The 15,636-nt window shown below is 64.2% G+C and carries 17 protein-coding genes; 3 read left to right on the top strand and 14 right to left on the bottom strand.

Annotated elements, in window-relative coordinates; translation table 11 throughout:
- Nucleotides 1-12 precede the first annotated feature (12 nt).
- From czcI to gspG, 11 genes are all read right to left on the bottom strand, one after another.
- Nucleotides 13-381: a cation efflux protein, CzcI family gene (gene czcI / locus PRZ01_RS10925; protein WP_273596814.1), complete on the bottom strand. Its 369-nt coding sequence runs from the start codon at nucleotides 379-381 to the stop codon at nucleotides 13-15.
- Nucleotides 382-498: 117 nt separating this feature from the next.
- Nucleotides 499-1,029 (bottom strand): type II secretion system protein, encoded by a 531-nt coding sequence (locus tag PRZ01_RS10920; RefSeq protein WP_273596813.1) that lies wholly within the window; start codon nucleotides 1,027-1,029, stop codon nucleotides 499-501.
- Nucleotides 1,030-1,037: 8 nt separating this feature from the next.
- Nucleotides 1,038-1,487, bottom strand: coding sequence for a type II secretion system protein (locus PRZ01_RS10915; protein ID WP_273596812.1), 450 nt, complete (start codon nucleotides 1,485-1,487; stop codon nucleotides 1,038-1,040).
- Complete coding sequence (locus PRZ01_RS10910; protein WP_273596811.1) at nucleotides 1,487-1,990, bottom strand: type II secretion system protein; 504 nt, start codon at nucleotides 1,988-1,990, stop codon at nucleotides 1,487-1,489. The genes PRZ01_RS10915 and PRZ01_RS10910 overlap by 1 nt, the downstream gene beginning before the upstream one ends.
- A 46-nt stretch (nucleotides 1,991-2,036) precedes the next feature.
- The gene (locus PRZ01_RS10905; RefSeq protein ID WP_273596810.1) at nucleotides 2,037-4,298 is read right to left on the bottom strand and encodes a secretin N-terminal domain-containing protein; all 2,262 of its coding nucleotides are present in this window, start codon (nucleotides 4,296-4,298) and stop codon (nucleotides 2,037-2,039) included.
- On the bottom strand, nucleotides 4,295-4,924 hold the full coding sequence (locus tag PRZ01_RS10900; RefSeq protein ID WP_273596809.1) for a hypothetical protein: 630 nt from the start codon (nucleotides 4,922-4,924) through the stop codon (nucleotides 4,295-4,297). Before PRZ01_RS10900 ends, PRZ01_RS10905 begins: the two co-directional genes overlap by 4 nt.
- A complete protein-coding gene (locus PRZ01_RS10895; RefSeq protein ID WP_273596808.1) occupies nucleotides 4,921-5,499 on the bottom strand; it encodes a hypothetical protein in 579 nt (192 codons plus the stop codon). Before PRZ01_RS10895 ends, PRZ01_RS10900 begins: the two co-directional genes overlap by 4 nt.
- Entirely contained in the window at nucleotides 5,496-7,016 is a 1,521-nt protein-coding gene (locus tag PRZ01_RS10890; protein WP_273596807.1) for a hypothetical protein, read from the bottom strand. The genes PRZ01_RS10895 and PRZ01_RS10890 overlap by 4 nt, the downstream gene beginning before the upstream one ends.
- Nucleotides 7,009-8,562, bottom strand: coding sequence for a GspE/PulE family protein (locus PRZ01_RS10885; protein WP_273596806.1), 1,554 nt, complete (start codon nucleotides 8,560-8,562; stop codon nucleotides 7,009-7,011). Before PRZ01_RS10885 ends, PRZ01_RS10890 begins: the two co-directional genes overlap by 8 nt.
- The gene (locus PRZ01_RS10880) at nucleotides 8,559-9,791 is read right to left on the bottom strand and encodes a type II secretion system F family protein (protein WP_273596805.1); all 1,233 of its coding nucleotides are present in this window, start codon (nucleotides 9,789-9,791) and stop codon (nucleotides 8,559-8,561) included. The genes PRZ01_RS10885 and PRZ01_RS10880 overlap by 4 nt, the downstream gene beginning before the upstream one ends.
- Nucleotides 9,792-9,819: 28 nt before the next feature.
- Nucleotides 9,820-10,299: a type II secretion system major pseudopilin GspG gene (gspG, locus tag PRZ01_RS10875; RefSeq protein WP_273596804.1), complete on the bottom strand. Its 480-nt coding sequence runs from the start codon at nucleotides 10,297-10,299 to the stop codon at nucleotides 9,820-9,822.
- A gap of 147 nt (nucleotides 10,300-10,446) precedes the next feature.
- Here gspG and PRZ01_RS10870 point away from each other — a divergent pair, with 147 nt between their 5' ends.
- Together PRZ01_RS10870 and PRZ01_RS10865 are read left to right on the top strand one after the other, a co-directional pair.
- Nucleotides 10,447-10,695, top strand: a complete 249-nt coding sequence (locus PRZ01_RS10870) for a hypothetical protein (RefSeq protein ID WP_273596803.1) — start codon at nucleotides 10,447-10,449, stop codon at nucleotides 10,693-10,695.
- 101 nt (nucleotides 10,696-10,796) lie between these two features.
- A complete protein-coding gene (locus PRZ01_RS10865; protein ID WP_273596802.1) occupies nucleotides 10,797-11,096 on the top strand; it encodes a hypothetical protein in 300 nt (99 codons plus the stop codon).
- A gap of 106 nt (nucleotides 11,097-11,202) precedes the next feature.
- Here PRZ01_RS10865 and ssb read toward each other — a convergent pair whose 3' ends face one another.
- Both ssb and PRZ01_RS10855 read right to left on the bottom strand, forming a co-directional pair.
- On the bottom strand, nucleotides 11,203-11,769 hold the full coding sequence (gene ssb, locus PRZ01_RS10860) for a single-stranded DNA-binding protein (RefSeq protein WP_273596801.1): 567 nt from the start codon (nucleotides 11,767-11,769) through the stop codon (nucleotides 11,203-11,205).
- Nucleotides 11,770-11,894: 125 nt separating this feature from the next.
- Complete coding sequence (locus PRZ01_RS10855) at nucleotides 11,895-12,395, bottom strand: cupin domain-containing protein (protein WP_273596800.1); 501 nt, start codon at nucleotides 12,393-12,395, stop codon at nucleotides 11,895-11,897.
- A gap of 32 nt (nucleotides 12,396-12,427) precedes the next feature.
- On the opposite strand from PRZ01_RS10855, the gene recQ reads away from it, so the two are divergent.
- Nucleotides 12,428-14,299: a DNA helicase RecQ gene (gene recQ, locus PRZ01_RS10850; protein ID WP_273596799.1), complete on the top strand. Its 1,872-nt coding sequence runs from the start codon at nucleotides 12,428-12,430 to the stop codon at nucleotides 14,297-14,299.
- A 24-nt stretch (nucleotides 14,300-14,323) separates the two neighbouring features.
- On the opposite strand, the gene PRZ01_RS10845 is transcribed toward recQ, so the two are convergent.
- On the bottom strand, nucleotides 14,324-15,631 hold the full coding sequence (locus tag PRZ01_RS10845) for an ABC transporter permease (RefSeq protein WP_273596798.1): 1,308 nt from the start codon (nucleotides 15,629-15,631) through the stop codon (nucleotides 14,324-14,326).
- Nucleotides 15,632-15,636: the final 5 nt, after the last annotated feature.

The following is a 15,636-nucleotide window of genomic DNA, read 5'->3' as shown; positions in this document are numbered from 1 at the left end:
ACGTCTCGCCGGCTAGGCGAGACGGGCCCACTGAGGGCGTTCGGGCGGGCCGGCAGACGCTGAAGGATGGCCGGTGGCCACCACCGCCACACCAGATTCCATTGCGGGAGAAAACTCAGGCGCGACCAACACCATAGCCGGTGCCGCGGTACCGGCGCCGTGGCAAACGCCACAGTCGTTGTCGATGGCCAGCTTTGCAGCGGCCAGCTTTTTTGGGTCGCCTTGATCGCTTTGATCGCCCGGGTCACCCTGATGGACATGCGCATGGTGACCCACGTGCTCAACCGCTTGCGAAGCGAGTACTTCATGCTGGCAATAGGTCGCGGCCGCACGCCAGCTCAGCTGGAGTGGCAGCAAAACAGCGATCAGGATGAGCAACATGCGGCGCATCCTTTCAGTGTAACGGCAGTCAAAGAGACCCCATTTGCCAAGCCGGCGACTCGCCTCCAACACGTGACAATGGCCGGCAGGCCCCCATGATCCCATGGCGTCAGAGCCTCACGGATGAGCCGCAACCGGCGGTGTCAACAAAGCCTTGCCATCAAACACCCAATCGCTGGCACGACCGGACGTCGTCGGATGCCCAGGCTGGGATCGCAGCAAAGCCCGGTTGGATCGGCTGTGCACCGCGCTGAAGCTGAAGCCTATACCCGGCTCAGGCGAAGACCCGGACACAGACGCTGACGCGAGCACCTCGCCGGTCTCTTTGACCAAGACCCAGTCCGCCTGACCGGTAAACGGGTCGGCATAAAGGCGGCGCAGGTGGTGGCGTGGCACGGGCCCACGCCGATCTTCGAGCAGGTCCTCGAAGCGGGCCGGGTACTGGCTGGCCGACGTGCTTCCCGCCTTCGCATAACTGGCAATGGCCCGGGCAATTTCTTCACCCCGAAACACCAGCTCCTGCTCACGCTCACGCTGCGCGGCCAGCTGCCAGCTCTGCCCCAGGGCGGCCATTCCGGCAGCCAGCAAAGCCACGAAGAAAAGCAGCCCCAGATAGGTGAAGCCTCTTTGCTGCGCTGACGCCGGCATTGCAAGCCTCACCAGTCAGCGAACAAGCGGCCGTCGCTGCCGCGCCCCGCCGCGCCACTGCGCACGTCATAGACTTCGCCGCTGATCTGCGCATCGGCGGGCGGGGCCAGGGTCACCCAGGTGTCACGGCTGGCGGTCAAGGCGTCTTCGGGCACTTCGCGGATATAACGCGCCGTGGCCAAGGCGGCGAGGGAGTCGGGATAACGGCCTTTGTCAGCGGCGTATTGGTCGATGGCGTCACGCATCACATTCAAGGAGGTGCGCACCGACGTTTCCCGCGATTTCTGCAGGCTGTTGAAATAACGCGGTGCCACGATGGACACCAGCAGGGCGACGATGGCCATCACCACGATCAACTCGATCAGCGTGAAGCCGCGTGCTTGCACCCGCGTACCGTGTCGCGAGGCCGGTGCGGCGTGAGGGTGCAATTGCGAATGCGTGTGCGTGTGCGTGCGCATCACCAGTCCTTGTAGCGGGAGCCATCGAGTGCGCGACGGTCTGAACGCGAGGCGATGTCGAACACATCGCGCCCCGGGCGTGGATCGTCCGGGGCGCTGTCCGAAGCTCGCAGCGCCCAGGTTTCAGCGGCGGGCAGGGTGGCATCAGCAAACGGGTCTCGCGGCAACCGGCGCAGAAAGTAGAGCTTGCGCCCGGCCACGGTGCGCGCATCGGTCACGCCCGTCACCAAAACCTGCAAATTGGGTGGATAGCCGCTGTCCTCCGGGCTCATGCGGATCTGGCCGGCTTCAGCGGCTTTTTTGTAGGCGTCAAGGGCGCCGCGCAAACTCCGCAGGGCACCCCGCAACTCATGCTCGCGACTGCGTTGAACCGACAGTTCCAGCAAGGGCCGCGCGGTGCCAGCGAGCATGGCCATGATGGCCAGCACCACCAGCATTTCAATCAAGGTGAAACCGCCATGGCGCGGATTGAACCGGCCCGGACTCACTCCTCTGATGCGCATGAAGTTCAGCACGCCTGACCACTCCAAATGGCCGCCACGGCGCGGATCACGGCGCCGCTTCGACGGTCAGCAAGCCGCTGCCGTCCAATCGCACCGGCACGCTCTCACCGTTGGGCCCGCTGCCCTGCGCGCCGCTCACGTTGATACTGAGCACTTGACCGTTGGCCGCCGGCAGCGCCCGCAGAATCACCACGCGCTCGCCATGGGGTGCCAGCTCGACTGGCGCACGCCCTGCAGGCTCGCCGGCCTGGGTGGGAGCCAATCGGGTCGCGTCGTACTCGACGGTGGCATGCACCGTGCTGCCGCTGTCGTTGCGCAAGGTGACCGCCACGGTGCCGCCCGCAGCAATCTGCGGCGTGATATCCATGTGCAGAACGGCTTCGCTGGCCGGGGCTTGCATGGCGGCGGGCAGCGCAGGGGGCGAACCCGCTGCGCCCGGCGTTGGCGGGCTGGGTGCCGCCTCCGGCCCACGTGGCGCCATCCAGCCGGCCCCGCCGCCTCCCCCCACTGGGCCGACGCCAGCCTTGGCATTGGCTCGCAACAAGCTGCTGAAGGCGCCCGGCGAAGCATCGGTGCCGCCGGCCAAGCGGGTGGTGCTGGCGTCAGGCAGGGCCAGATTGCGCACGATGCGGGGCGTGATCAAGAGCACGATCTCCGTCTTGGTGCGGTTGTCCTGCGTGACGCCGAACAGGCGCCCCACCACCGGTAGCGTGGATAAACCAGGAACACCCGTGGCGGTGCGCCGGTCTTCATCGTTGATCAAACCGGCCAGCACCTGCGTTTCACCATCATTCAGGCGCAAGGTTGTGGAGGTGACGCGGGTGCCGATGCGGTAGGCCGTCGAGCCCGACGGACCGCTCACCTCGCTGATCAGGTTGCTGACCTCCAGGCCCACCTTGATGCTGACGTCGTTGTCCAGCTGAATGGTGGGCTCGACGTCCAGCTTCAAGCCCACGTCGAGGTAAGACACCGAGGCCGCCACGCCCACATTGACCGACGCCGTGGTGGTGAAAACAGGCAGCTTTTCGCCGATGTGCACCTTGGCCTTTTCATGGTTGCGTACGCGGATCTTCGGGTTGGCCAAAATGTTCACATCGCCAGTCGACCCGCGCAGCGTCGCCACCACGGCAGGGTTGGCCACCGAGGCGGTGAAATTGCCGCGCTGCCCCAAATCCACCTGCCCGGTCACGCCAGTCAAGCCGTATTGCACCGTGTCCGGCAACTTGAGCCCGAGGGCATCCGCCCGGTCGGTGCTCAGCTCCATCACCTCCAGCTCCAGCATCACTTCGGGCTCAGGCAGATCGACGGAGGCAATCAGCTTTTCCACCAGACGCATCACCTCCGGGGTGTCGCGCACGACCATCAGGTTGAGGCGTTCGTCGATGTGGATGTCACGCACCTTGGCGATAGTGCGCAGCATGGCCTGCACCTGCTTGACGTCGGCGTTCGTCAAATACAAGGTGCGGGTGATCAGCTCCTGGTGTTCGCGCTGCTTGTTGGCGGTGTTGGGAAAGATCAGCACCGAGCTCTCGTTGAGCAGCTTGCGATCCAGGCCCTGCGTGCTCAAGACCACGCGCATGGCTTCATCCAGCGACACATTGCGCAAGAAGACGGTGATCTTGGTGTCGCCGCGCACGTCTTTGTCGAAAACAAAATTGATGTTGCTGCTGCGTGCCAGCGCCTCGAACACCTGGCGCAGCGGCGCATCGCGAAACTCCAGCGTCACGGGCTTCTGAAACGCGGACCCCATTTCCTGGGACGTTGACTCCAGAGGGCGCGCCTGCGCCACCTGGCTGAGCAACAAGCGTGCGCCGCTCTGCCCCGGCGATTCAGCCAGAATCTCACGGGCGATGGCCTCGGCCCGCTCCAGCTTGCCCTCGCGCAAGGCCGCCCGTGCGGCGCTCAATTGGGCATCTTGGCGCGGCCCGCGTGCCAGCTCCGCGTCGAAGTAAGGCAGGCGGGGCTGGCGCGGATCAATGTCGCGCAACTGCTGCAGCGATTCACGCATTTCGTCCCAACGGCCGCTGGCGCGATAACCCTCCACCTGCATTGACAAGCGCGATACCAGTTGCTGCTGCGTACGCAGTTGAGCGGCGCGCAGCGCATGGTCGTCGGGGGACTGGCGCAAGGCCTCAGTCAACAAACTGTAGGCTTGCGGCATCTGGTTGTCGTGGCTCAGCACTTCCGCTTGGCGAATGGCCGGGTTGGCGCAACCGGCCAAGGTGGCGATCACAGCCACGCACAGCGGGGTGAACATCCAGCCAGAGCGCGGGCGATTCGTGCTTGAAAGCATTTCGGTCTTGTTCATGGGGAAGAAGCACGCAGGGCCATGGTTTGTGTGAGCCGGCCGGGCAGCCAGAGGAGCTTGAGTGCGCCCTGTTCGGAGATGTTTTCAACGCGCCACTGGGCGTCCACAACATCCCCCACCTTGACGGCGATGCTGCGGTTTGCGCTGACCAAAAATACCTGCGCCTCCACACCGTCAACCAACCTGCCCATCACCTGGTAGGGAAAGGGCGGAGCCACCGGCGGCGGCGGCGGGGGCGGCGGCCCTTTGGCGACCACCGGCGGTGCGGGCGGCGGCGGCGGAGACCAAGCAGCAAACTGCGCCTCGCGGGCGTCTGCCCAAGGCTCGCGCTGCACGGGGGTCCAGTCGAAGGGCGCCTGGGGCGGCGCATCGCCCTGGGGGCGACCCACGCCTGCCTCTTGCGTATCAGGGGCGGTGAATGCCAGGGACACAGCAGGGGTGCGCTGCGCCGGCGCCCGCGCCGTGCCAGGCCTTGCTTCCTGAGCACGCCGGGCTCCCGCGCTAGCTTGCACCTTGTCCACCGCCGGTTCATCATCGCTGCCGGCGGCCCACCAGGTGGCGCCCAGCGTCAGCAACAACGCGGCGATCAGACCATAACGACGAAATTGATCGGTCTTTTGACTCATGGTGGGCTCCCGTCTGAGCGGGCATGCAAAGACCACTGCAACTCCGCCTCGACTTCAGGCGCCAGGGGCGTGGGGCGACGCAATTTGAGCCCGTCCAGGCTCAGCGCAGGGTCGTGCTGCAAGGCGGCCGCAATGTATTGCCGCACTTGCGCGTAGCCACCGGCAACCGGCATGGTGACGCGCAGGCGCTCCAGGCCCGCTGCGGTGTCCACCGTCAGCCGATGTTCCGTGCGCTGGCTCAACAAGCCCAGGCGCAGGCCGATTTCCAACAAATCAGCCAGGCGCTGTTGCCGCTGATCTGCCGCTGGCAAGGCGGCTCGCCATTGCGCCGCGGTGGCGGGTGCGGCACTGGCCGGCGCAGGCGCCAACCGCGCTGCACGTTGATGCCTGATTTGCATGCGAAACGTATCGGCCTCGGCCTGAAGCTGCGCCGTCTGACGGTCCCAATGCTGCGCGATAAGGCCCACCGCCAGCGCCAAGATCAGGCCGCCAAGCGCCACGGCCCCCACCCAACCCAATGAGCGCACTTGGCGAATGAACGAGGCCACACGCCGATGTTGTGCCCAGCCCATCATGGCTTGGCGCCCCCACTACTGTCGGCGGCAAACCCTGTGCGCTGCAGCCTCTGGGCCTGCACTTTCGCGGTGATCTCGAAGCGCTGGCCGCTCAAGCCTTGCTCGGCCGTTTGAAAGCGACTGAGCATCACCGCATGCCAACCTGGCGCAGCATTCAGCCGGTCGGTCATCTGCAGAGGTAGCAACTTGTCGGGCGCCAGCCCTTCCAGCCGCAAATCGCCGCGTGCCGCCGTGTAATCAAGGGCCAGCCAATTGATTGCGGCGGGAGGGGGGGTCATCAAGCCGGCTTGCTCCACATTGCTCAGCAAAGCCTCCCAGGGTTGTTGGAGCAGCTGCTGCACTTCCATCGCCGCACGCCAGGTTTGCGCTGCAGTGGCAGCCGATTGCGAAGATATTGGCCGAGAGGGCTGGGCCGATGGGCCCACTTGAGCCGCACGCAAATGCGCAAGTTCAGCGGACAAAGCCTGGACCTGTTCCGCCGCCAAAGTTTGGTCTTGATGGCTTTGCCACAGCCCCCATGAGGACACGCCCAACACCAGGCTGGCGGTGATCGCCAAGCCCCAGGCCAACGCCGCGTGATGCCGACGCGGCCCGAGAAAATCTGGCGCAGGCAACACTTGCATTTCAACCCGCGACAAGGGCGCAAACCACTGCGGCAGGGGCGCCGTGCCACTCAGATCGGCCAGCAGGCGTAAGTTGTGAGGCAGGGGATGCAGCACGTCAGAGGCCGCAGCCGTGTCTTCAGCATTCAAGCCATAACCCAAAATCCGCACAGACTGCGGCGTGTCGTCGCGTTGGCAAAGTTCTGCCACCGTTTCATGCAGAGCGGCGAGCGTGGCGCTGCGCAACCGCAACTGACGCAGCGCCAGCAGCCGGCCCTCGCGCAGCTGCAACCATGTCAAGACATGACCCTCAACCCAGGCCAGCGCAGCATGCGGCGCACGAGCCCACTCAGGCTCGGCCCCCCACAGATGCCGCAGCACGGCCGCCCATGCCGGCTGTGCCGCACGCAGGTGCATGTCGTGCGTGTCGAAATATTGACGCAAGGCGGGCCAATCCACCCCTTGCAGCGCGCTCAAGCCGCACTGTTCAAGGGCGCCCTCACCCAAAGCCTCCAGCCGCCAGGTGGCCAAGGGCCAATGCTTGGCGGCGGCACCAAAATAGTGGGCAAATTGCTGACGGCCATAGGCCTGCAGGCTGGCTTCATCCGCCAAGGGCAGGCCGGGCTCACACACCAACTCATGCAGCAGCTGTGCCGAGATGAGCAATTGCACCGCTGGACCGGCCAAGCGCTGAGTTTGATGCCCGGGCTGAATATGCGCCCAGTCCTGCGGGCGGCTGGGCACCTGCCCGTCCAGGCCATTCAGCCCATCGACGGTAAGAAAAAGGGGTTGGGCGTGGCGTTGCAGCCGAGCCAACAGGCGGCGGTGCCAACGCCGCAGCGGGGCCCATCGCGCCAGCGCCGGGCGGCCTTCGGGAGCGACGGGGCTCGTGCTAATGCTGGTGCTTCTATTCATCGAGGGTGACACGTTCCAGCTCCTCGAAGGTGGTTTCGCCGCGGCAGACTGACTGCAAAGTCATCTCCCGCAGGGGTTTCATGCCGCGTGCGCGGGCCGCCTCCTTGATTTGCGACATGGGGGAGCGGGCGGCGATCAAATCGCGCAAGCCATCGTCCAGCCGTAGCAACTCGGCGACCGCACGGCGGCCTCTGTAACCGGTGCCCCGGCAATGGCCGCAACCCTCGCCCAGCAGGTAGGAATGTTCGCCTTCGCGCAGCCCATAACGCGCCAACACGGCGGCGTCTGGTTGATGGGGCCGCGCGCAGTGCTTGCAGGTGAGACGCACCAATCGCTGCGCCAGCACCGCATTGAGCGCGGACACCACGTTGTAGAGATCCAGGCCCATGTGCATGAAGCGGCCAATCACGTCAAAGGCGTTGTTGGCGTGCACGGTCGAGAACACCAAGTGCCCGGTCAGCGCGGCCTGCACAGCGATCTGCGCGGTTTCAGCGTCACGAATTTCACCCACCATCACACGGTCGGGGTCGTGGCGCAGGATGGAGCGCAGCCCGCGCGAGAAGGTCAGCCCTTTCTTCTCATTGACCGGGATTTGCACCACGCCGGCGAGCTGGTATTCAACCGGGTCTTCAATGGTGATGATCTTGTCGGTGCCGGTGTGAATCTCCGCCAACGTTGCGTAGAGCGTGGTGGTCTTGCCGCTGCCCGTGGGCCCGGTCACCAGCAGCATGCCGTGCGGCTGGCGGGCCTGGGCGCGTATGGCGGCGCGTTCATCGGGCTGAAAACCCAGGGCATCCAGCGTGAGCGAGCCACCGGCTTGCTCGATGCGCGCACGGTCAAGCACCCGCACCACCGCGTCTTCACCAAACACGCTGGGCATGATGGAGAGGCGAAAGTCCACCTCCCGGCCCTGCACCTTGAGCTTGAAGCGGCCGTCCTGCGGCAGGCGGCGCTCGCCGATGTCCAGCTCCGCCATCACCTTGAGGCGCGACACCAGTTGCTCGGCCACCGAGGCACCTTCAACAGTGCGCACCATCGACATCACGCCGTCCACCCGAAAGCGCACGCTGGCGCCGCGCAAGGTGCATTCGATGTGCACATCACTGGCGCCGTCTTGCAAGGCGTCGTAGAGAATCGCGTTGAGCAGGCGCACCACCGGGCTGGCCTGCTCGGACATCATCAAGGCGGACAACTCTTGCGCCGCACCTTGGGCACTGACATCGCCGTCGAGCACCGATTCTTCAACGTCAGACAACGCGCGAAAATCCGCCTCGCCCGCGCCCAGCCAGTGGGTGATGGCCGCGCTGTCACAGCGCAGCCAACGCACCGGGCGCTGCAGCCGCGCCTCCACACTTTGCAGCAGCATGGCATCGCCATCGCGCTCGCCCAGCAACATCTGGCGCCCCTGCGCACCCACAGCCAGTACGGCACGCCAGCGCTGGGCCTGGGCTTGCGGCCACGCTTCAAAATCGAGATGCCAAGGGCCTTGTTCGGCCGGTAGCCAATCGTGCAGAGACACCTTGTCGCTGAGTTGCAGATCGCTCATTGCACCTGCTCCACCAGCTGAAATATCGGCAAGTACATGAGCACCACGATGCCGCCGATCAACACGCCCATGATCAGCATGAGGGCGGGGTTGATCGCACGCGTCAACAGTTCAGTCAAACGTGCGGCCTCTTCGTCGTGAAAGGCCGCAGCCCGCTCCAGCATGGCTGCTACCTCGCCGCTGCGTTCGCCCACGCGCACCATGCGCCGCGCGACCGGGGTGGCGAGATCTTGGGCATCCAGCGCCTCTGACAAACGCTCACCGTTTTCAACCTGTGCTGCCGCCGCCGCCACGGCCGGACGCCAGGGGGCAGCCACCACGTCGTGCACGATGCGCAAGCTGGCCAGCACCGGCACGCCGGAGGCCAGCAACATGGCCAGGCTGCGGTAGAGGCGGGCCAGTGCCAGCACCCGCAGGCGCGGCCCCAGGCCGGGCAGGGTCCACAAGGCGGCCTGCACACGCTCCCGCACCGCCGGGTGCCGCCAGATGGCAACGCCCGCGAACAAGATCAAACCCATCCCGCCCAGCACGACACCGGGGTGCGCACCCGCCGTGGTGCCAAACCGAATCAACACGAGCGACGCCCAGGGCAGATCGCCGCCCAAGCCGTCCAAAATGCCGGCGAAACGCGGCAGCACAAAGAGCAGCAAAAACATGATCACCGCGCCGCCCACGCTGAGCAGCATCACCGGGTAGACGCAGGCGGCGATCAAGCGGGCGCGCAGGCCCTCCACCCAGGCCAGGTATTTGGCGTGCTGGGCCAGGGCGGCACTGAGCTGGCCGGTGCGCTCATTGGCCGCCACGATGGCACACACCAATTCATCAAAGGCCTGCGGCTGCGCCCGCATGGCGGCCGACAGCGGCTGGCCCTGTTCAATCCGCTCGATCACGCCACTCAAAGCCTCGCGCACCGACGCATTGGCTTCTTTTTCGCGCAGGGTGCTCAAGCCCTCCAGCAAGGCAATTCCCGCATCCAGCAGCACCGCCAATTCCTGGCTGAAGAGCTGCAGCGGAAAGGCCTTGCCACGACCCAGCACTGTCCTGCGCTCGCCCGCCAATGACGCTGCAGATGACGATGATGCCGATACCGTCCCCCGCTCCTGCACGTCCAACACATATTGAGGCGCCACGCCCAGCACCGCCGCCAACGAATGGCGGTCAGGCGCCTCAACGCACTGGGTCGTCACCCCGGCGCCCGGGTGAAACACGCGGATCAAGTAGCTGGGCATGTGATCAAAAACTGGCTCAGAGCCCGGCTCACCAACTGGTCAAATCAGCGTCTTCACCCTCACCGCCCGGGCGGCCGTCACGGCCGAACGACAGCAGGTCATAGTCGCCATGCTCGCCGGGCGAACGGTATTGATAGTCGTTGTGCCAAGGATCCTTCGGCAAGGCCTTGCTCAGGTAAGGGCCCGCCCAACGCACCTCGTCCGCTGGCTTGCTCACCAAGGCGGCCAGGCCCTGCTCCGTCGTGGGGTAACGGCCCACATCCAACCGGTATTGGTCCAGCGACTTCTGCAAGCCATCAATCTGCGCCTTCGCGGCCTTGACCTCGGACTTGCCAATCTGGCTGAAGAACTTCGGCCCCACATAGCCGGCCAGCAAGCCAATGATGACCATCACCACCAGCAACTCAAGCAGGGTGAAGCCTCGCGCGGCAGGTGCTGGCTGGGAAATCAGCGAGAAATGCGAGTAACGCGAAAAACGCGGGTATCGCGAGGAACGATTGGAGTCCATGAAGCTTTGTCTATCCTTGGCAGCTCAACGCCAGCCGGTACCGGCTCAACTCATCAACCATGGCATGCTCTTTTCAGAGCACCATGGGTGTTTGACTGTCACAAAATCAAGCGACAGAGCACTCTAACGAGGGAAGATGACAGAACGATGCGGGGGTATGTCATCAGCCTCGACAAGTTCACCAAGAGCCGTGGCGCTGAGCGAGAGGCCCTCCGCAGAGCAAGGCACACGGTGTATGTTCTGGACTCTCAGTGGGCAGCGCATAAGTTCTGGGCCAAGTCGACTCAATGGGTGCTGTGGTGGCCTCAAGTGTTGGAGCACGCACGGTTGATCGAAGGCGGCATTCACCGCATTCCTTGGCGCCACACGTCGGGCAAGAAGTTGCTGAGTCTCTGACGCGGTAACGCCGCCGTACGGACTTCGCTTGAGCGTCAACCAAAGGTCGAGATGACCTTGCGGCGATAGTTGATGCAACGACGAATAACGCTTGGCATCACATGGGCTCCCCGGGGATCGATACCACTTCGCTTCTGACGATTTTTGGCGTCATCGCAGCCGTCTGGGCGATCGTCCCACCGACTTCACGGCTGAGCTTTCGGCTGAGCCTGTCTTGGTTCACTGAACGTTTCAAGGATGAGCTCTTCGAAGCCATCCTGCGAACCTTGGGTCGAATTGAAGCGGTGCCGCGCCTGGCGCCTTTGGCAAATGCCATGGCGAACTCGCTGGTGCGCCCCCACGGGTTCAAGGCAAGCGATGGATATGTGCAGGGAAGTTTGTTTACAAGTCTTGAAAAGTAACTTGTAGCCAAGAGAACTCCCCAAGCCCCAAGAGCCACGTCAACAAGAAAAAAGCCCTAAGTGACAAGCACTTAGGGCTTTTTTACCATTTAGGCAAAGATAAATCCTAGAACGGGATATCGTCATCCATATCGTCAAACCCGGTCGCGGCGCGGGGGGCTGGCGCGGGGGCACGAGGGGCCGGGGCGCGGGGGGCGGCAGGGCGGGCGGCGGGGGCGCGGGCGGCTGGTTGGGCATCGCCGTAGTCGTCGCCGCCACCAAAGTTGTCGCCACCGCGGGCGGCGCCGCGGCCACCGCCGTAGCTGCTGCCGCCTTCATCGCCGCCGCCTTCGGCGCCGTCACGGCCACCCAGCAATTGCATCTGGTCGGCGATGACTTCGGTGGTGTAGGTGTCGCGGCCTTCTTTGTCTTGCCACTTGCGGGTCTTCAGGCGGCCTTCCACATAGATGGGGCGGCCCTTTTTGCAGTATTGGCCGACGATTTCAGCCAGCTTGTCGTTGAAGACGACGCGGTGCCATTCGGTTTCTTCCTGGCGTTCGCCAGATTCGCGGTTCTTCCAGTTGCGGGTGGTGGCCAGGCTGATGGTGCACCAAGCCGTGCCGCTGGGGTTGTAGCGCAGTTCGGGGTCGCGACCCAGGTTGCCGATGAGGATGACTTTGTTGACCGAGGCCATGATGCGCTCCGCAGGAGAGAGAGAAAACCAAAGGCAGGATTATGCCGGTGACGGCCCCGGTCGGGCCTGAGGGCTTGTACGGCGTCGTGAAGCGCAAGAACGTTCAAAGCGCGTTTTGCGCCAGTTCAGGGCTCGCCTTCCCAGTAGTCGAGGCCATTTTCCAGGCGTTGCACAAAGCTGCGGCCCTTGTTGGCAAACACGCCGATCTTGCCGGAATCAGGGTATTCACAGACTTCGGGGCGCTCTTGCGTGCTGATGGACAAATAACTCAAGGGTGCGTCCGAGGTGTTGAGGATGTGATGCGGATAGTCGGGCCCACAGGGGATGAAGATCACGTCGCCGGTTTTGATGGGCAGCAGCTCATTCGCCACCCGCAGGGTGCCATGGCCGGAGAGCACGATAAACATTTCCTCCTGCGTGTGGTGGAAGTGATAGGGGCAGCTCTGCTGGCCGGGCGCTACCGTATCGACGCCGCAACCCAATTTGCGCGCCAAGGTGCCGTCTGACAGGGCGCCGATCATGCTGTCATAGCGCGGCGCACGCGCAAAATGCTCACGCGGCACCTCTTGGTGATTGCGGATCAGCTTGGCGCGCAAGGCCGCTTGTTTTTCGTTGAGCGGGCTCATGCGATGGGTTCTCCTCGACAATGCGGGCCTACATGACCCAAACGAGCCATCATCCTGCCCCGCTGAACATCCTGCAAGAGGTGTTTGGCTACCCCGCATTCCGAGGCGCCCAAGAAGCCATCATTGACCAGGTCTCGCAAGGCGGCGACGCCTTGGTGCTGATGCCCACGGGCGGCGGAAAAAGTCTGTGCTATCAAATCCCGGCCATCGCAAGGCACCGCGCCGACCGCGGCGTAACGGTGGTGGTGAGCCCGCTGATTGCCTTGATGCACGACCAAGTAGGTGCGCTGGAAGAAGCCGGCGTACATGCCGCCTTCCTGAACTCGACCCTGAGCAGTGAACAAGCGCAGCATGTGGAGCGCGAGATGATGAGCGGCCGCCTGGTGATGCTCTATGCCGCGCCGGAGCGCATCACCAATCCGCGCTTTCTGGCCCAACTCGACTCCCTGGCTGAACGTGGGCTGCTGAGCCTGTTCGCGATTGACGAGGCGCATTGCGTGAGCCAGTGGGGGCATGACTTCCGCAGCGAGTATCTGGCGCTGTCGCTGTTGCATGAACGTTACCCCGAGGTTCCACGCATCGCGCTGACGGCCACGGCTGACGACCTAACCCGCGCCGACATCATCAGCCGCCTGCGGCTGGAAGAGGCGCGCGTTTTCATCTCATCCTTCGACCGGCCCAATATCCGCTATGCGATTATCGAGAAGGATAAGCCGCGCGAGCAGCTGCTGCGCTTCATCCGCGATGAGCATGAAAACGATGCGGGCGTGGTCTATTGCCAGAGCCGCAAAAAGGTGGAGGAAACCGCCGACTGGTTGGTCGCCGAGGGCCTCAAAGCCCTGCCCTATCACGCCGGGCTTGACGCCGCTGTGCGGCAAAAACACCAAGACCGCTTTCTGCGGGAAGACAGCATCGTGATGGTGGCCACCATCGCCTTCGGCATGGGCATCGACAAGCCCGACGTGCGGTTTGTGGCTCATCTGGACTTGCCCAAAAACATCGAAAGCTACTACCAGGAAACCGGCCGCGCCGGACGCGACGGCGCCCCAGCCGACGCGTGGATGGCCTATGGCCTGGCCGATGTGGTGAACCAGCGCCGCATGATTGACGAAAGCCCCGCCGGGGAAGAATTCAAAAAGGGTCAGCGCGGCAAACTGGATGCCTTGTTGGCGCTGGCCGAAGCAACTGATTGCCGCCGAGTTCGACTGTTAAGCTATTTTGGTGAAGCCAGTACCCCTTGCGGTAACTGCGACAACTGCCTCTTGCCCCCCGCCACCTGGGACGGCACCGAGGCCGCCCGCAAGCTGCTCAGCTGCATTTACCGCTTCCAACAAAACGGCGGCCAACGCTTTGGCGCCGGGCATTTGATTGACGTGCTGCGTGGCAAGGCAACCGACAAGGTCACCCAATACGGCCACCAGAGCCTGAGCACCTGGGGCGTGGGGGCCGATCTGCCTGAAACGCAATGGCGCGCCGTGCTGCGCCAATTGATTGCCTTGGGCCATGTCGTCACAGAGGGCGAATACATGACCCTGGCCCTGGCAGACTCAGCGCGGGCGGTGCTCAAGGGCGAAGTGCAATTGCTGCTGCGTGTGCCCGCCGTAGCCCCCAAACGCGGCAAGCTCACGCGGGGCAATCGACCCAGCGGGAGTGGCGGCAGCGGTGCCCCCACGGATCTGGACGCCGCTGCACAAGACCGCTTCGATCAGCTGAAAGCCTGGCGCGCCGAGGTGGCCAAAGAGCACGGCCTGCCCGCTTATGTGATCTTTCAGAACGTGGCGCTGGCCGAAATGGCTCGCCAACATCCGCGCAACCTGGAGGCGTTGGGGCAGATCAGCGGCGTGGGTGCCAAAAAGCTGGAAGCCTACGGGCAGGAAATCTTGCGCGTGCTCGATGCTGATTGAGTTCAGCGCCAGGGCACTTGACCCTTATTCTTCCCACTTGAAGCGGGCCAGTGCCAGCAGGCCGAACACCAGCGAGAACGCCAACATCACCGCCACCGGCAGGCCCGCTGCCGCGAGCCCCTGGGCACGCCAGGTCATGGCGTCCAGGCCGTCAACGGCCCAGCGGGTGGGCATCAGCAGCGACAAGCTCTGCAGCCAGGCGGGAAAGATGAACGAAGGCACCCAGGCGCCGCCCAGCATCACCATCAGCAGGGTGACCAAAATTGCCAACCCTCGGGTGGCTTCGGGCGTTTTGCCGATCGCTGCCACGAGCAGGCCGAAGCTGGCCGTCAGCACCGAGAACGCGAGCAACACGGCACCAAACCCCAGCCAACTGCCGTCCACCCGCACCTTGAACACCGCCATCGCCACGGCGTAGATGGCGAGAAATACAAGCAGGGCAATCAAGGCACAGCTGGCAATGCGGCTGCCCAGCAATTTGGCACGCGACACCGGCGCCGCACGCAGGCGCTGCCACAGGCCTTGGCGGCGCAGCAGCAAGAGGCCCACGCCCATGTCCACCCCCATCATCAGGATGAACTGCACGCCCATGCCGGCAAAGGAGTGAGCGTAGCTGTTGTAGGGCCGCCCCTGTTCAGTGCCAAGGCCTGCCCCGGCTTCAGTCTCCTGGGTGCTGAACGGCAGGCTGAAGCTGCGGGACTCCGCCTGCCGTGCCGGCATGGCCGCCGGATCGCTCACCGCCGATGCGGGCGGCTGCTGCACGCGGTCGATTTGATCGAACAGCTTCAGCAAGTCTTGCCGCCGCTCAGTCGGCAAGCTGCTGTCTTGCATCAGGTGCGCCTGTACCTCCTTGAGCATGGGGCTGTTGGCGCTGAACACATCTTGGGTAACATAACTCATCACATGCTGTGACAACAAGCCACGCACCAGTGGCAGGGTCATCGCCTGGGAGGGGTCGTAGACCAGCCCCACCTGCGGTTTGTCGCCCCCGCCGAACAGGGCACGACTGGCCTGTGAAGCAAAGCCCGCGGGCAAGACGATGGCTGCGCGCAACTTGCCTTGGCGGACTTGCGCCAAGGCCTCGTCCTGCGGTAGCTCGCTGACTGCCAGGCTGGCGTCAGCGCGCAAGGCAGCCACGATCTTGCCGGACATCACGCTGCGGTCCAGATCACTGATGCCGACGGGCACGTTGGCGGGCTTGCTGTCGGTACCGAACAGGCTGCCGAAGAATGCGGCAATCAAGATCGGCGCAGCCACGCTCATCAACACAGCGCGACGGTTGGAAAAATACAGCCGCAAGTCTTTTCGCAGCAGGGCAATGAAAGCATTCATGGGGT

The organism is Roseateles koreensis (assembly GCF_028595305.1).
GTDB classification, from domain to species: Bacteria; Pseudomonadota; Gammaproteobacteria; order Burkholderiales; family Burkholderiaceae_C; genus Paucibacter_A; species Paucibacter_A koreensis.
The sequence above is the reverse complement of the archived record's forward strand: the minus strand, read 5'-3'. Positions and strand labels throughout refer to the sequence as shown.

Coding starts and splice junctions, on each gene's coding strand:
- czcI (WP_273596814.1), bottom strand. CDS start 381: ATGTTGCTCATCCTGATCGCTGTTTTGCTGCCACTCCAGCTGAGCTGG.
- PRZ01_RS10910 (WP_273596811.1), bottom strand. CDS start 1,990: ATGCGCATCAGAGGAGTGAGTCCGGGCCGGTTCAATCCGCGCCATGGC.
- recQ (WP_273596799.1), top strand. CDS start 12,428: ATGACCCAAACGAGCCATCATCCTGCCCCGCTGAACATCCTGCAAGAG.
- PRZ01_RS10895 (WP_273596808.1), bottom strand. CDS start 5,499: ATGATGGGCTGGGCACAACATCGGCGTGTGGCCTCGTTCATTCGCCAA.
- PRZ01_RS10890 (WP_273596807.1), bottom strand. CDS start 7,016: ATGAATAGAAGCACCAGCATTAGCACGAGCCCCGTCGCTCCCGAAGGC.
- gspG (WP_273596804.1), bottom strand. CDS start 10,299: ATGGACTCCAATCGTTCCTCGCGATACCCGCGTTTTTCGCGTTACTCG.
- PRZ01_RS10915 (WP_273596812.1), bottom strand. CDS start 1,487: ATGCGCACGCACACGCACACGCATTCGCAATTGCACCCTCACGCCGCA.
- PRZ01_RS10865 (WP_273596802.1), top strand. CDS start 10,797: ATGGGCTCCCCGGGGATCGATACCACTTCGCTTCTGACGATTTTTGGC.
- PRZ01_RS10870 (WP_273596803.1), top strand. CDS start 10,447: ATGCGGGGGTATGTCATCAGCCTCGACAAGTTCACCAAGAGCCGTGGC.
- PRZ01_RS10905 (WP_273596810.1), bottom strand. CDS start 4,298: ATGAACAAGACCGAAATGCTTTCAAGCACGAATCGCCCGCGCTCTGGC.
- PRZ01_RS10855 (WP_273596800.1), bottom strand. CDS start 12,395: ATGAGCCCGCTCAACGAAAAACAAGCGGCCTTGCGCGCCAAGCTGATC.
- PRZ01_RS10845 (WP_273596798.1), bottom strand. CDS start 15,631: ATGAATGCTTTCATTGCCCTGCTGCGAAAAGACTTGCGGCTGTATTTT.
- PRZ01_RS10885 (WP_273596806.1), bottom strand. CDS start 8,562: ATGAGCGATCTGCAACTCAGCGACAAGGTGTCTCTGCACGATTGGCTA.
- PRZ01_RS10880 (WP_273596805.1), bottom strand. CDS start 9,791: ATGCCCAGCTACTTGATCCGCGTGTTTCACCCGGGCGCCGGGGTGACG.
- PRZ01_RS10920 (WP_273596813.1), bottom strand. CDS start 1,029: ATGCCGGCGTCAGCGCAGCAAAGAGGCTTCACCTATCTGGGGCTGCTT.
- ssb (WP_273596801.1), bottom strand. CDS start 11,769: ATGGCCTCGGTCAACAAAGTCATCCTCATCGGCAACCTGGGTCGCGAC.
- PRZ01_RS10900 (WP_273596809.1), bottom strand. CDS start 4,924: ATGAGTCAAAAGACCGATCAATTTCGTCGTTATGGTCTGATCGCCGCG.